Source organism: Nocardia wallacei, from assembly GCF_029869545.1.
GTDB classification, from domain to species: Bacteria; Actinomycetota; Actinomycetes; order Mycobacteriales; family Mycobacteriaceae; genus Nocardia; species Nocardia wallacei_A.
Genome location: NZ_JARWQD010000158.1, coordinates 1 through 13,593 on the forward strand (window position 1 = coordinate 1; position 13,593 = coordinate 13,593).

Annotated in this window: 10 protein-coding genes; 4 read left to right on the forward strand and 6 right to left on the reverse strand. The window is 70.7% G+C overall.

What is annotated here, in order from left to right:
* The first annotated feature begins 117 nt into the window (after nucleotides 1-117).
* The 3 genes from QH290_RS12670 (at nucleotide 118) to glpD (ending at nucleotide 4,606) form a co-directional block, all read left to right on the forward strand.
* Entirely contained in the window at nucleotides 118-1,299 is a 1,182-nt protein-coding gene (locus QH290_RS12670) for a DUF8176 domain-containing protein (RefSeq protein ID WP_483244076.1), read from the forward strand.
* An 84-nt stretch (nucleotides 1,300-1,383) separates the two neighbouring features.
* Nucleotides 1,384-2,565: an aminotransferase-like domain-containing protein gene (locus QH290_RS12675; RefSeq protein WP_280265119.1), complete on the forward strand. Its 1,182-nt coding sequence runs from the start codon at nucleotides 1,384-1,386 to the stop codon at nucleotides 2,563-2,565.
* A gap of 289 nt (nucleotides 2,566-2,854) precedes the next feature.
* On the forward strand, nucleotides 2,855-4,606 hold the full coding sequence (gene glpD, locus QH290_RS12680; protein WP_280382949.1) for a glycerol-3-phosphate dehydrogenase: 1,752 nt from the start codon (nucleotides 2,855-2,857) through the stop codon (nucleotides 4,604-4,606).
* 10 nt (nucleotides 4,607-4,616) lie between these two features.
* On the opposite strand, the gene QH290_RS12685 is transcribed toward glpD, so the two are convergent.
* The 5 genes from QH290_RS12685 to QH290_RS12705 form a co-directional block, all read right to left on the reverse strand.
* The gene (locus QH290_RS12685; protein WP_280382956.1) at nucleotides 4,617-5,198 is read right to left on the reverse strand and encodes a TetR/AcrR family transcriptional regulator; all 582 of its coding nucleotides are present in this window, start codon (nucleotides 5,196-5,198) and stop codon (nucleotides 4,617-4,619) included.
* A 29-nt stretch (nucleotides 5,199-5,227) separates the two neighbouring features.
* A complete protein-coding gene (hpnE, locus tag QH290_RS12690) occupies nucleotides 5,228-6,604 on the reverse strand; it encodes a hydroxysqualene dehydroxylase HpnE (protein ID WP_280265117.1) in 1,377 nt (458 codons plus the stop codon).
* A gap of 80 nt (nucleotides 6,605-6,684) precedes the next feature.
* The gene (locus tag QH290_RS12695) at nucleotides 6,685-6,858 is read right to left on the reverse strand and encodes a hypothetical protein (RefSeq protein ID WP_280265116.1); all 174 of its coding nucleotides are present in this window, start codon (nucleotides 6,856-6,858) and stop codon (nucleotides 6,685-6,687) included.
* 124 nt (nucleotides 6,859-6,982) lie between these two features.
* Nucleotides 6,983-7,744 carry a DNA-formamidopyrimidine glycosylase family protein gene (locus QH290_RS12700; protein ID WP_280382950.1) on the reverse strand — a complete coding sequence of 254 codons (762 nt, stop codon included), beginning with the start codon at nucleotides 7,742-7,744 and terminating at the stop codon, nucleotides 6,983-6,985.
* Nucleotides 7,745-7,753: 9 nt separating this feature from the next.
* Nucleotides 7,754-12,325, reverse strand: a complete 4,572-nt coding sequence (locus QH290_RS12705) for an ATP-dependent helicase (protein WP_280382951.1) — start codon at nucleotides 12,323-12,325, stop codon at nucleotides 7,754-7,756.
* A gap of 121 nt (nucleotides 12,326-12,446) precedes the next feature.
* On the opposite strand from QH290_RS12705, the gene QH290_RS12710 reads away from it, so the two are divergent.
* The gene (locus QH290_RS12710; RefSeq protein ID WP_280265113.1) at nucleotides 12,447-12,992 is read left to right on the forward strand and encodes a histidine phosphatase family protein; all 546 of its coding nucleotides are present in this window, start codon (nucleotides 12,447-12,449) and stop codon (nucleotides 12,990-12,992) included.
* Here the strand turns inward: QH290_RS12710 and QH290_RS12715 are convergent.
* On the reverse strand, nucleotides 12,982-13,587 hold the full coding sequence (locus QH290_RS12715; protein ID WP_280265112.1) for a TetR/AcrR family transcriptional regulator: 606 nt from the start codon (nucleotides 13,585-13,587) through the stop codon (nucleotides 12,982-12,984). The two genes, QH290_RS12710 and QH290_RS12715, sit on opposite strands and share 11 nt — an antisense overlap.
* Nucleotides 13,588-13,593: the final 6 nt, after the last annotated feature.

Here is a 13,593-nt window from a genome sequence, read left to right on the forward strand (position 1 = left end):
GGTGCCCGGCGGGGGTGGGTGGTGCGCATCGCATATAATCCCGTGTCTCTCGGGGGGGGGGGGGGGTGGCCCCGCCCCCCCCCCACGTTGCGTGTCTCGGGGAAGGGACTGTAGGTGATGGGCTCCGAAGACGATCCCAGACATGACGAATCCGGTCGGTCCGGGCCGCGCGATCGCGGCGAGTCCGAATTCGGGCCGCCGCTGTCCGAGTTCGGGCCCCCACTCAGCGACTTCGGTCCGCCCCTGAAGGACTTCGGTCCGCCGACCGGTGAATCGAGTTCGGTCGGCTGGGCCCCGGCCGACGAGCCCGAACGCCCAAGTCTGGGCTGGCAGCCCGCCGATGCCCCGGCTGCCCCGCCGGTGCCGCCTCCGCCACCGCAGTATCGAGCGCCGGATTCGGGTTCGGCCCCGCCGCCGCGAGGTCCCGCGCCGATGGATCAGCGTGGGCATGGACCGGACATGCAGCGCGGACCCGCGCAGGAGTCGAGGCGCCCGTCCGACTCCGGACGTTCGGTACCGCCGTCGCCCCCGTCCCAGCCCACCGTCCGCTATCCGGAGCAATCCGATCAGGGGGCCGCGCGTCGCTCCGCGCCGCCGGACCGACCGGCCGCCCCGCAGCGGGAGTCATCGGGTTCGCTGTGGGACGACGACGAGCTCGCCAAGAAACTGGTGGCCGCACGCCCGTCGCCGCGTGAATCCTCCTCGTCGAGCTCGTTGTGGGACGACGACGATCTGGCCAAGAAACTGGCCGCCCCGCGCCCGGAACCGGAGCCGGAGTCCGAGAAGCCGCGACGCAACACCGGCGTGCTTATCGGCGGGTTGGCCGCCGCATTCGTCGTGATCGTGGCTATCGCCGCGGTGATCGTGTTCGCCACGCGGAACACCGGTGGGGGGAGCGAGGAAACGGCGGCTCCGTCGGAGCCGAGTTCTGCTGCCAGCTCTGTGGGCTGCCCGGCTCGTACCGACGGCAGGGTGACGATTGGTAACGGACCAGGCGGTACCGACAGCGGACCGGCGGCGATTCTCGGATTCCAGCACGCCTTCTACGGCGATCGCAGTGCCGCCAACGCGCGCACCTTCGTGGCGCCCGGAGCGGTCGATGTGGCTCAGGAGGCCATCGACACCCAGGTTCCCCGCGGGACCACCTACTGCCTGCGGATCGAGGAAGTTGCGCCGAACGTGTACAACGTGGACGTCAACGAGTACCGGCCGGACGGCGGCGCCCCCCAGTATCTGCAGCAGGTCACCGTGGAAAACCGTGATGGAAAGTATCTGATCTCGGCGGTCGTTCCTCGGTAGGTCTCATAATGTGAGAAATGGATTTCATACTCTGAGCTGACCTGTGCGACAGTGGGCATTACTGCGCATAGCTCGGAGGTGCCCATGTCCCGAATCACGCCACCCATGGCGCGCCGCCTGGACGGTCTGCAAAGCTCTGCGATTCGCGACCTGCTGAAGCTGACCGCGCGCGACGACATCATCGGTCTGGCCGGTGGCCTGCCCGACGAGCAGCTCATGCCGCGCGACCGGATCGCGCTGGCGGCCGAGACCGCGCTGACCGATCGGTCGCGGCTGCAGTACACCGAGTCGGCGGGCTGGGGTCCGCTGCGCGAGGTGATCGCCGGGCGGGAATCCGCGCGCTTGGGTCGGTCCGTGCCTGTCGAGGAGGTCTTCGTCACGCACGGGTCGCAGCAGGCGCTGTCCCTGCTCGCCGACGTGCTGTTGGACCCCGGCGCGCTGGTCGTGGTCGAGGATCCGGCGTATGTCGGTGCGCTGCAGGTGTTTCGGGCCGCCGGGGCGCGGATTGTGGCGGTGCCCCTGGACGCCGAGGGGATGCGCGTCGACGCCCTGAACGACCTGCTCGAGCGTGGCGAGCGGCCCGCCGTTGTGCACACCGTGAGCAATTTTCACAATCCCCGCGGGGTGACCCTGAGTTCGGATCGCCGCCGCGAACTGGCCGAACTCGCCCAGCGGTACGGCTTCTGGGTCGTGGAGGACGACCCCTACGGTGAGCTGTGGTTCGAGCAGCCCTCACCCGAACCCGTTGCGGCCTACTCGCCCAACGTGATTCGCCTGTCCAGTGCCTCGAAGATCCTGGCGCCGACCCTGCGAGCGGGCTGGATGATCGCGCCGAACGCGGTGTGCCGGGGTGTGGAACTGCTGAAGCAGGGCGCAGACCTCTGCGGTTCGGCACTGACCCAGCAGATCGCGGCCGACCTGCTCGCCGACGGCGCTTGGCTGACCGACCATGTGGACAAGGTGCGCCGCATCTACGGCGAGCGGGCAGAGGGCCTGGTCGGTGCGCTGCGCGACCGCTTCGGCGATCGGATGGTAAGTACCGACGCGGCGGGCGGGATGTTCGTCTGGGTCGACTTCACCGACGGCACGGACACGGTCGAATTGCTGCCGCGCGCCGTCGATCACGGTGTCGCCTACGTCCCCGGCTCCGCCTTCGCCGTCGACGCGGGCTACCGCAATTCGATGCGCCTGTGCTTCACCACATCGGACGCCGCCACGCTCCGGGAGGCCGTCGACCGCCTGGCGGCCGCATCGAGCGAACAGTAACCGCCACAAGGTTTTTCGTCCAGACCGGATAGGTCCCTTGTTCTCGCGCAGGATCCCGTCGGTTGGGATGGCTCCCGGGACGTTCGCCGCGGCGCGCTGCGGATCACATCATCGGGCGCCGGTGGCTGGGCTACTGTGGTTGGTGGTTACTTGCGGGTAGTAAGCGCTGTGGGTGGGCGACACGGGGCTATCCGGGGTGGGAAGTGGCGCGGTTCCCATAGCCTGTAAGCGAGCAGCCTGGCAGTACCGTACGGGCAGGTCGATCCACCGGTTCTGGAGGAGTCGAGCTATGACGAAGAAGTCGCAACCGCAGGCACAATCGCCCGGCGACCTGGGGCCCGCGCAGCGCGCGGACGCCTGGGAGCGGCTGGGTGAGAAACACTTCGACGTGGTGGTGATCGGCGGTGGTGTGGTCGGTGCCGGGATCGCGCTGGACGCGGCCACCCGCGGCCTGGAGGTCGCCCTGGTGGAGGCCCGCGATCTGGCGTCGGGGACCTCGAGCCGCTCGTCCAAGATGTTCCACGGCGGCCTGCGCTACCTGGAACAGCTGGAGTTCGGCCTGGTGCGCGAGGCGCTGCACGAGCGCGAGCTGAGCCTCAAGACGCTGGCGCCCCATCTGGTCAAGCCGCTGCGCTTCCTCTATCCGCTCACCCACCGGGTGTGGGAGCGGCCCTACGTCGCGTCGGGGCTGGTGCTCTACGACACCATGGGCGGCGCGAAATCCGTTCCCGGACAACATCATGTGACTCGTTCCGGTGCGCTGCGGCTGGCGCCGGGGTTGCGCCGCGACGCGCTGATCGGCGGCGTCACCTACTACGACACGGTGGTGGACGACGCCCGCCACACCATGACCGTGGCCCGCACCGCCGCCCACTACGGCGCGGTGATCCGCACCTCCACGCAGGTGGTGAACTTCCTGCGGGAGGCCGACCGGGTGGTGGGCGTGAAGGTCCGCGACAGCGAGGACGGCCGCACCACCGAGGTGCGCGGGCACGTGGTCGTCAACGCCACCGGGGTGTGGACCGACGAGATCCAGGCGCTGACCCGGCTGCGCGGCCGCTTCCACGTGCGGGCCTCCAAGGGCGTGCACATCGTGGTCCCCGGCGACCGGATCGCCAGCGATACCGCCCTGATCCTGCGCACGCCGACCTCGGTGCTGTTCGTCATTCCGTGGGGCAGCAATCACTGGATCATCGGCACCACCGACACCGACTGGAACCTCGACCTGGCCCATCCCGCGGCCACCAAGGCCGATATCGACTACCTGCTGGACCGGGTCAACCAGGTGCTGGTCACCCCGCTCACCCACGACGACATCCAGGGCGTGTACGCCGGGTTGCGGCCGCTGCTGGCGGGGGAGAGCGACGAGACGTCGAAGCTGTCGCGCGAACATGCGGTCGCGCGGATCGCGCCGGGTCTGGTTGCGATCGCCGGGGGTAAGTACACCACCTACCGCGTGATGGCCTATGACGCGGTCGACGCTGCGGCACAAGACATTCCGCAGCGGGTATCGCCGACCATCACCGACAAGGTGCCGCTGCTGGGCGCCGACGGCTACTTCGCCCTGCTCAACCAGACCCAGCACCTGGCCGAGACCTACGGGGTGCATCCGTACCGCATCGAGCACCTGCTCAACCGGTACGGGTCGCTGGTCACCGACGTACTCGACCTGGCCGAGGGCAAACCCGAACTGCTGCAACCGATTACGGACGCGCCCACCTATCTGCGGGTGGAGGCGGTGTACGCGGCGGCCGCGGAGGGCGCGCTGCACCTGGACGACATCCTGGCCCGCCGCACCCGGATCTCGATCGAGTACTCGCATCGCGGGGTCGATTGCGCCACCGAGGTCGCCGAGCTGGTCGCTCCCGTATTGGGTTGGGGCGCAGCCGAAGTGGAGCGCGAGGTCGACACCTACCGGGCCCGGGTGGAGGCGGAGGTGCGCTCGCAGACGCAGCCGGACGACGTCTCCGCCGACGAACTACGTGCCGCCGCACCGGAACCCCGTCCGGAGATCCTGGAGCCGGTGCCCATCGAAGGGTGAGGGTATGCCGTCACCGTTGCCGCTCGCCGCGCTCGGCCTCCGCCGCCCACGACACCAGCGAGCGCAGATAGCGCAGGACCAGATCGTCGGGGTGCGAACGGGGATCCTCGAGGTGTAGCCGCGCCAGTTCCTCCATGGCCGCCAACAGGATTCGCTCGGTCGGGCCGTCCGGATCGACGGTGACCCCCGCGATCCGGGACAGGTGCCGGGCGCCCACCCGGCGGGCGTAGGCGCGGCCCAGTTCGATCTGCTCCCGCAACTCCGGCGGCGCACCGTCGGGCGGCCGCAGGATGATGCGCCAACTGACCGGGGCCGCATGCAGATACGCGAGAATGCCGCGGCCGACGGCGTCCACATCGCCGCCGGGCGCCGGGCGGTCGACGCTGTCGACACCGGCCAGCGCGATGGCGCGCTCGCGCTCCAGCAGCGCCGCCACCAGCCCGGGCAGATCCGTGAACTGCTGATACACCACCGCCCGGGTGACGTCGGCGGCGCGGGCCACCCGGTCGATGCTCACGGCGGTGAAGCCGTCGGCGGCGACGATGTCCCGCGTCACGTCCAGCAGCTGGGCGCGCCGATCGGCGGCCGACATGCGGCGTTTGACGGCGGGACGGTCGGCACTCACGGCACCGAAGGTAACTCGAGCAGCAGGTCCACCGCCCGGGCGGCGCTCTGCGCGGCGCTTTCCATGGTGGCCGACCAGTCGGTGGCGGTCCAGTCGCCGGCCAGCACCAGGGTCGGGACCGAGGTCCGCTGCGGCGGCCGCAGCCCGTGCGTGCCCAGCACTTGGGAGAAGGTCGCCCTGGGCATCTTGACCACCTGGGCCGTCACGACTTTCGCGTCGCGGGCCGCGGGATAGTAGCGGCGCAGCAGTTCCATCTGCTCGGCGACGATCTCGTCGTTGCTCTTGTGGATCTGCTCGTAGGCGCCGCTGGTGGTCAGGCAGTACAGCCACGCGGCATCGGTGGAACGCCCGTGCATGCGCTGGCGGTCGAAGACCTCGTCGATGATGCCGGTGCCGCCGATGAGCGCCTCGAATTCGGCCTCGGTGCCCAGCGCGCGATCCAGGTAGAGATTGGTGCTGACGATCGGTGTGTAACCCAATTTGTCTGCGGCGGCATAGATTTCGGCATGCTCGGGGAGATCGTCGAGCAGTCCGCCGATCGTGGAATTGGGCACCGCGCACACCACGGCCTCGGCAGGGACGACCGTGCCGTCGGCCAGCGCGACCCCGGTGACCGCGCCGTCGGCGATGTGGATCCGGCGAGCCACCGCGCGGTATCGCACGTCCACGCCGTGGCGCTCGAACACCTCGAGTGCGCCGGTGATGTAGAGCGTGTCCAGGTCGACGGTGGGGTAGCCGATGGTCGCCGGGGTGCGATGCTTCAGGCCCAGGCGCAGCCCGGTCGCCATCACATCGGCGAAGACCTTCGCCGACTCGCGCTGCACCGGCTCGGCGGCGATGCCCAGGGCCAGCCAGTCCCACAGCGCCTCCCGCGCGGTGGGCGGCATGCCGACCCGCTGAAACCACTGTTCGGTGGTGAGATCGGCCAGATCCGCGGGCTGATGCAGGCTCTGCCAACCCAGCCGCACCGTGGCGCGCGCCGATCGGATCCGGTCGAGCCAGCTCGCGCTCGGATGCGCGCCGAACAGGGTCCGGATCGCGCCCGCCCCGGTGGTCGCCATGGTCGTCTTGCGGCCGTCCGGCCAGCGCAGCGTCGCCCGCTGCGGGAAGGCGACGAAGTGCCGGGTGCCTACGGATTCGAGATAGCGGAACAGGTGGTCGTAGCCGCTCGCGATGACGTGCTGGCCGTTGTCGGGAATGTCGTCCACGGGCTCGGCCCGCATGGCGTGGGTCCGCCCGCCGAGCCGTCCGCGCCGCTCCAGCAGCGTGACCTGCTTCCCGGCCTCCGCCAGCCACACCGCGGCCGCCAGCCCCGCCAGCCCGCCCCCGATGACCACAAACCGGCGCGAATCCCGGACAGTGCGCTCGCCCATGGCGAACCTCCTCAGATAAATAACAATTTGTAAGTTATCCGGGTTGCGTTGCACCGTCAAGGAATTCGATGCAGGGGTGCTCAGCGAGAGGAGGTGGCGGGAGGCTGCTGTCCGGTCGGCCGGGAGACGCTGCCCTGGGGATGCTGGTGCAGCAGGACGCAGGTACACACGACGGTCACCACCGTCGCGGCGAGCGCGATCACCAGTTGCGTGGCGATGCCGACGACGCGTCGCCTGGCCATCGTCGCCGCCATAGGCCTGCTCCTACCGTGTGGTCCGATCGGTCGCAGGGTCTGTCGGCCCCGATTATCGAAATGTTAGCAACAGGGTGGCAAATCGCACATGGGCCGCTGGGGCGACACGCTCCTGTCGGGTGTGTCAGGGCGGGGGCTGGCAGTGCGGGCAGAAATAGATGCCGCGTTCGGCGCGGGGGGTGGTGTCGTCGCCGAGTAGGTGGACTACGAGGGTTGTGGCGCAGCGGCGGCAGGGGCGGCGTTGGCGGCCGTAGGCCAGGGGGCGCCATGGGGGTTCGTGGGTGGCCTTGGTGAGGATGCGGTGTGCCTCGTTCACCAGGCCCGGGAGGTCGGGTATCGCGCCGACGGGCGTGGCGGGGTGGACTCGGTGCAGGAAACAGGTCTCGCTGCGGTAGATGTTGCCGATTCCCGCGAGATTGCGCTGGTCGAGTAGTGCCAGGCCGATGGGCTGGTCGGGGTGTTGCGACAGTCGGCGGACCGCCTCGTCCGCATTCCAGTTGGGGTCGAGGAGATCCGGGCCGAGATGGTCGACGGCGGTGTGCTCGTCGTCGCGCCGGAGCACCTCGACCGTTCCGAGCGAGAAACCCACGGCCTCGGCGTCTTCGGTGGCCAGCACCAGCCGCGCGGTGAACCCCGGCTTGGTCCAGCGCTGCCCGGGCCGGAACACCCGCCACTCGCCCTCCATCTTCAGGTGGGTGTGGATGCTCACCGCGGCGGTCCGCACGAACAGGTGCTTGCCGTAGCTGCCGACGCTCTCCACCCGCTGACCGCGGAGATCGAGGGTGGCATACCTCGGGACGCGGAAGTCGCTGCGGGTCAGCTTATTTCCGGCAAGCGCCGCGGCCAGGCGGGTGGCGGTGCGGTAGACGACGTCACCTTCGGGCATCGGGACCGCTCACGGCCTGCTCCGCAATCGGAACCCGCGCGGCGTCGGCGCGAACCCCGCCTCGGTGAGGAAGGTGGCGAAGGTGTTGCCGTGCACCGACTCTCCGTTGACCCGGTCGATCACCAGCGAGTCGACGCGGCGGTCGTGGACCAGACCGGCGAGGGCGGCGGCGGCCTGGGCGCGGATCTGCGGGTCCTCGGTGAAGGTGAGCAGGGTCTTGCCGCCGCGCTCCAGATACAGGGCGAGCTCACCCTCGGCCAGGACGACCAGGGCTCCCGCCTTGCGACCCGGTCGATGCCCCCCGCCCTCGGGATCCTTCGGCCACGGCAGGGCCGCGCCGTAGGGATTGGCCGGATCGCAGGCGGCCAGGGCGAGCGCCCTGCCCGGCGCGCGGTCGGTGCGCTCGGTGTCGAACGAGCGCATCCGATCCACCACGTCGGTGGTGGAGAACTGCGCGCCGCCGAGCGAATCCACGAAATAGCCGCGGCGGCAGCGGCCGCGGTCCTCGAATTCGGTGAGCACCCGGTACATCAGCGCGAATCCGCCCGGCACGCCCTCGCTCTGGACCGACCCGCGGGTGAGGACGCCGTAGCGCTCCAGCAGTAGATCGGCGGTGGCCTGCGCGCGGACGGTGTTGTCGGTGATCCGCTCGGGCAGCAGCGACCAGCGCCCGGCCACGGTCGGGGAGCCGGTGCGGGACGGCATATTCGGCCGCGGGAGGTAGGCGCGTCCGCGCGGGGTTCGCCGGGGCGTGCGGTGTGCCGAGGTGCTGCGCGTCGTCCCCGACAGCAGGGCCCGCACCGGGGCGAAGGTATCCCCGGCCACGTAACCCGCCCACACCAGTTCCCACAGGGCCGCGGTCACCGCAGCGTCGTCGAGCAGGCCGGTGGAGTCCGACAGCTGCCGGAAGAAGTAGGCGCCGCCGGGACCGGGGAGTACCTGGGTGCGGCCACCGGTGGCTTCCTCGGCCGATTCCGGTACCACCGTCGCCCCCATCGCCAGCAGCAGCTGTGTCTGGACCGCGGTGAAGTCGATCTCGTCGGGCGGGGCCAGGGTGAGCCCGGCCTGCTCGGCCGGGTGCAGCGCGATCCAGCCGTCCTTGGCGGTGATCGACCCGTGGCCGGACCAGATCACCTCGCCGGTCGCCGTCAGCTCGTCCAGCATGGCCGGGGAGTAGTCGCGCACCCGGGACGGCAGGATCAGCGATTCCCACGCCGAGGCCGGAATCGGCACTCCCGCAAGCTGTTCGACGACGGCCGCGACGCCGTCGACGCCGCGCAGTTCCGCGCTGCCGACATGCTGCCACGCGGGCAGGAAGCGCGCGAAGGCCGCCGTCGCGACCGGCTCCACCTCCTTGCGGGCGGCCGCCAGCGAACGCCGCCGCAGCCGCCGCAGCACCTGACTGTCGCACCATTCGGTGCCGGTCGACCCGGGCGTGAATTCGCCCTCCACGACCCGCTTCTCGTGAGCCAGCCGGTGCAGCGCCGTCGCGGCGACCGCCGGTCCGATCCCGAAGCGATGCGCGACCGCGTCCAGGGTGAACGGGCCGTGGGTGCGGGCGTAGCGGCCGACCAGATCGCCCAGGGGATCGGCGACGGGCTCGATGAACGCGGCGGGCGTGCCGATCGGCAGCGGCACGCCGAGCGCATCGCGCAGCCGCGAGGCATCCTCGGCCGCCGCCCACCAGTGCGCACCGGCGAACGAAACCTCCAGGGCGCGACGGGCTTTCGACAGCTCCTCGAACCACGGCCGCGGATCGTCGAGGCTGCGCGCGGCCGCCTCGGCCGGGGTGAGCGGACCGAGCAGCCGCAGGAGATCGGCCAGCCCCTCCGCGTCTCGCGCCTGGCGCTCGGGAGTGCGGCGCTGCAATTCCCGCTCGGTCTGGTCGATGACCGCCGAATCCAGCAGTTCGCGCAGCTCCACCCGGCCGAGCAACTCGGCGAGCAGGGCGGAATCCAGTGAGAGCGCGGCCGCGCGACGCTCGGCCAGCGGGCTGTCGCCCTCGTAGATGAACTGCCCGATGTAGTCGAACAGCAGCGCATTGGCGAACGGGGACGGTGCCGCCGTCTCCACCTCCACCAGCCGCAGCTTGCGCCGGGCGACATTGCCCAGCAGGTCGCGCAGCGAGGACAGGTCGTAGACGTCCTGCAGGCATTCGCGCACGGTCTCCAGCAGGATCGGGAAGTCGGGGAATTTGCGTGCCACGTCCAGCAATTGGGCCGCGCGCTGCCGCTGCTGCCACAGCGGTGCCCGGCGGCCGGGATCGCGGCGCGGCAGCAGCAGGGCGCGCGCGGCGCACTCCCGGAACCGGGAGGCGAACAGGGCCGAGCTGCCGACCTGCTCGGTGACGATGTCGTCGATCTCGTCGGGTTCGAAGACGAACAGCTCGGCACCCGGCGGGTCGTCGGTGGTGTCCGGCAGCCGGACCACGATTCCGTCGTCGGCGGCGGTCGGCGCGGCATCGACCCCGAACCGTTCGCGCAGCCGGGAACCCACGGCCAGGGCCCAGGGCGCGTGCACGGGCAGCCCGTACGGCGAATGCAGGATGAGCCGCCAGTCGCCGAGTTCGTCGCGGAAGCGCTCGACCAGCAGCGTGCGGTCGGTGGGCAGATGGCCGGTGGCCTGTCGCTGGTCGCTCAGCAGGGATACCAGGTTGGCGGTCGCGAAGTCGTCCAGGCCCGCGGCGTGCGCCACACCTTCGAGGTCGGTGCGACCGGCGGCGGGGGCCCGCTCCACCGCCTGCCCGGCCTTACGCACGAACTCGCCCAGGGCGCCGCCCAATTCGGCGGGGCGGCCCAGGGAATCGCCGTGCCAGAACGGAAGCCTGCCGGGCAGGCCGAAGGCGGGAGTGACCAGGACGCGGTCGTGGGTGATCTCCTCGATCCGCCAGCTGGTGGCGCCCAGGGCGAACACATCGCCCACGCGGGACTCGTAGACCATCTCCTCGTCGAGTTCGCCTACGCGCGAGGCTCGTTCGCCGACCATGAACACCGGGAACAGGCCGCGGTCGGGAATCGCGCCGCCGGAGGTGACGGCCAGCCGTTGCGCCCCGGGCCGCCCCGTCAGGGTGCCCGCGTCGCGATCCCACACCACGCGCGGGCGCAGTTCGGCGAACTCGTCGGACGGATAGCGGCCCGACAGCAGGTCGAGCACCGACTCGTAGGCGGATCGGGGCAGCGTCGCGTAACTGCCTGTGCCCCTGACGATCTCGAACCAGGTGTCGACATCGATCGGGTCCAGCGCGCAGGCCGCGACGGTCTGCTGCGCCAGCACATCGAGCGGATGGGCCGGAATCTGCAGCGCCTCGATCTGCCCCGCCGTCATCCGCATCGATGTCACCGCGCAGTGGATGACGTCGGTGCGGTGCTTGGGGAAGATCACGCCGCGGGAGATCTCGCCGACCTGATGTCCGGCGCGGCCGACCCGCTGCAGCCCGCTGGCCACCGAGGGCGGGGCCTCCACCTGCACCACCAGATCGACCGCGCCCATATCGATGCCGAGCTCCAGGCTGCTGGTCGCGACCACGCAGCGCAGCCGCCCGCTCTTGAGATCGTCCTCGATGAGCGCGCGCTGCTCCTTGCTCACCGACCCGTGATGCGCGCGGGCCAGCAGCGACTCCGCCCCGTGGCTCACATCGGAGGGTAGGCCCAGCTGCGAGGGCAGCTCGTGGTCGGTCTCGACCGACTGGCCGAGCTGTCCGGCGTAGGTCTCGTTCAGGCGGGCGGTCAACCGCTCGGCCAGGCGTCGCGAATTCGCGAAGACGATCGACGACCGGTGCGCCAGGACGAGATCCACGATCGCGGAGTCGACGTGCGGCCAGATCGACCCGGGGCTGTCGGACTCGCCGGACTCGTCCGGTTCGGTCATATCCGCCACCGGCACCCGCACCGACAGGTCGAAGGTCTTCGGCGCCGGGGGCGCGACGATGGTGATCGGGGCGGGGCCCACCAGGAACCGGCCCACCTCCTCCGGTGGGCGCACCGTCGCCGACAGCCCGATCCGCTGCGCCGGGCGCTCGGTCAGCAGGTCCAGCCGGGCGAGCGAAAGTGCCAGGTGCGCACCGCGTTTGGACCCGGCGATGGCGTGCACCTCGTCGACGATCACGGTGTGCACCTCGCTCAGCGTCTCCCGGGCGGCCGAGGTCAGCATGAGGTACAACGATTCGGGCGTGGTGATGAGGATGTCGGGCGGGGTGCGCTGCAGCGTGCGCCGCGCGGCGGCCGTGGTGTCGCCCGAGCGCACGCCGACGCTGATCTCCGGCGGCGACAACCCCAGCCGCTTCGCCGTCTGGGTGACGCCCACCAGCGGGGCGCGCAGGTTGCGCTCCACATCCACCGCGAGCGCCTTGAGTGGTGAGACGTAGAGCACCGAGGTCTTGCGCGGGGAGTCCGACGGCTCCCGCGTGGCCAGCTGGTCGATGGCCCAGAGGAACGCCGACAGCGTCTTACCGGAACCGGTCGGCGCGACGACCAGCGTATGTTCCCCGGCCGCGATGGCCTTCCACGCGCCCAGCTGAGCGGCCGTCGGTGCGGGGAACGCACCGTCGAACCACTCCTGGGTGGGGCGGGAGAACTGGTCCATGGACCCCAGTGTGCACCCGGGCACCGACAGGAATCCGGGCCGTGCCGGGCCGGGCGCGACAGGGAGCTAAGGCTGAGCAATCGCGGGACGGTCCCGCACGCCGCGCCGTACGCTTCCATCCGTGCAGAAGGTGCTCCGGCTCGACCTGGTCAGTCACGGCATGACCGAGGCGATGCGCAAAGCACGATTCCCGGTGGACGAGCCGCTGACCGAGTCCGGCCGCCGTGCGGTCGCCGCCTGCGGCCGCCTGCACGCCGCCCGCGTGCTCATGGCGCCCGAGCGCCGCGCCGTCGAAACCGCGGCGTTGCTGGGCCTGCTCGGCGACGAGGACGACCGATTACGCGATATGGACGCCGGGGCGTGGCGCGGCGGCGAGCTCATGTCGGTGCCGCAGGACGAGCTGTACGCCTGGCTCACCGATCCGAAGTTCCGCGGTCACGGCGGGGAGTCGGTCCACGACGTGATCGAGCGAATCAGGGAATGGCTCATCGATATCGTCGTCGAGGGCGTGCCCACCATCGCCGTGACCCATCCGGCGGTGATCCGCTCGGCCCTGCTCGTCGCCCTGGACGCCCCCGCGAAATCGTTCTGGCGCATCGATATTCCCCCGGTCAGCGTCACCCGGATGCACTATCGCGGCGAATGGACCCTGCACTTCAGGGCGTGACCGGCCGCCCGGATTGCACGAGCGCCCGCACCGCGTCGGTGATCAGCCCCGCCGAGAGCGACGGATCGATCGCCCGCTGGATGCCCAGTCCCAACCCCATGCTCAACACCGTGGTGGCCGCGTCCTCGGGCGGCATCGGCAGCCGCATGCCGACCGCCTCGGACAGCGTCTGCAGCTGTGCGGCGACCGTCCCGCGCACCAGCGACAGGCTCGACACCAGCGCCGCCTGCAGCTGCGGATCCTCCCGCGCGACGATCGCGAACTCGAATTCCAGCATCGTCCACCCGACGTCGCCGAGGGTGCGCTCGGCCCAGCCCTGGAATCGGGCGAGCCGCTCGTCGAGGCCCTCGCCGTCCCGGAGCAGCTCGCTCACCTCGGCGAACTTGGTCTCGTGGATATCGGCGAGCACCTCGAGGCACAGCTCGGACTTGGTGCGGAAGTTCGAGTACACCGCGCCCTTGGAGTAGCCCGCCGCCTCGGCCACCCGCTCCAGGCTGGTGCGCGCGTAGCCCTCGGTGAGGAACAGCTCGCGCGCGGTGGCCAGCAGATCGGCCCGGGTGCGGGCCTGACTCTCGGACCGGGTCAGTCGTGCCATGCGGCA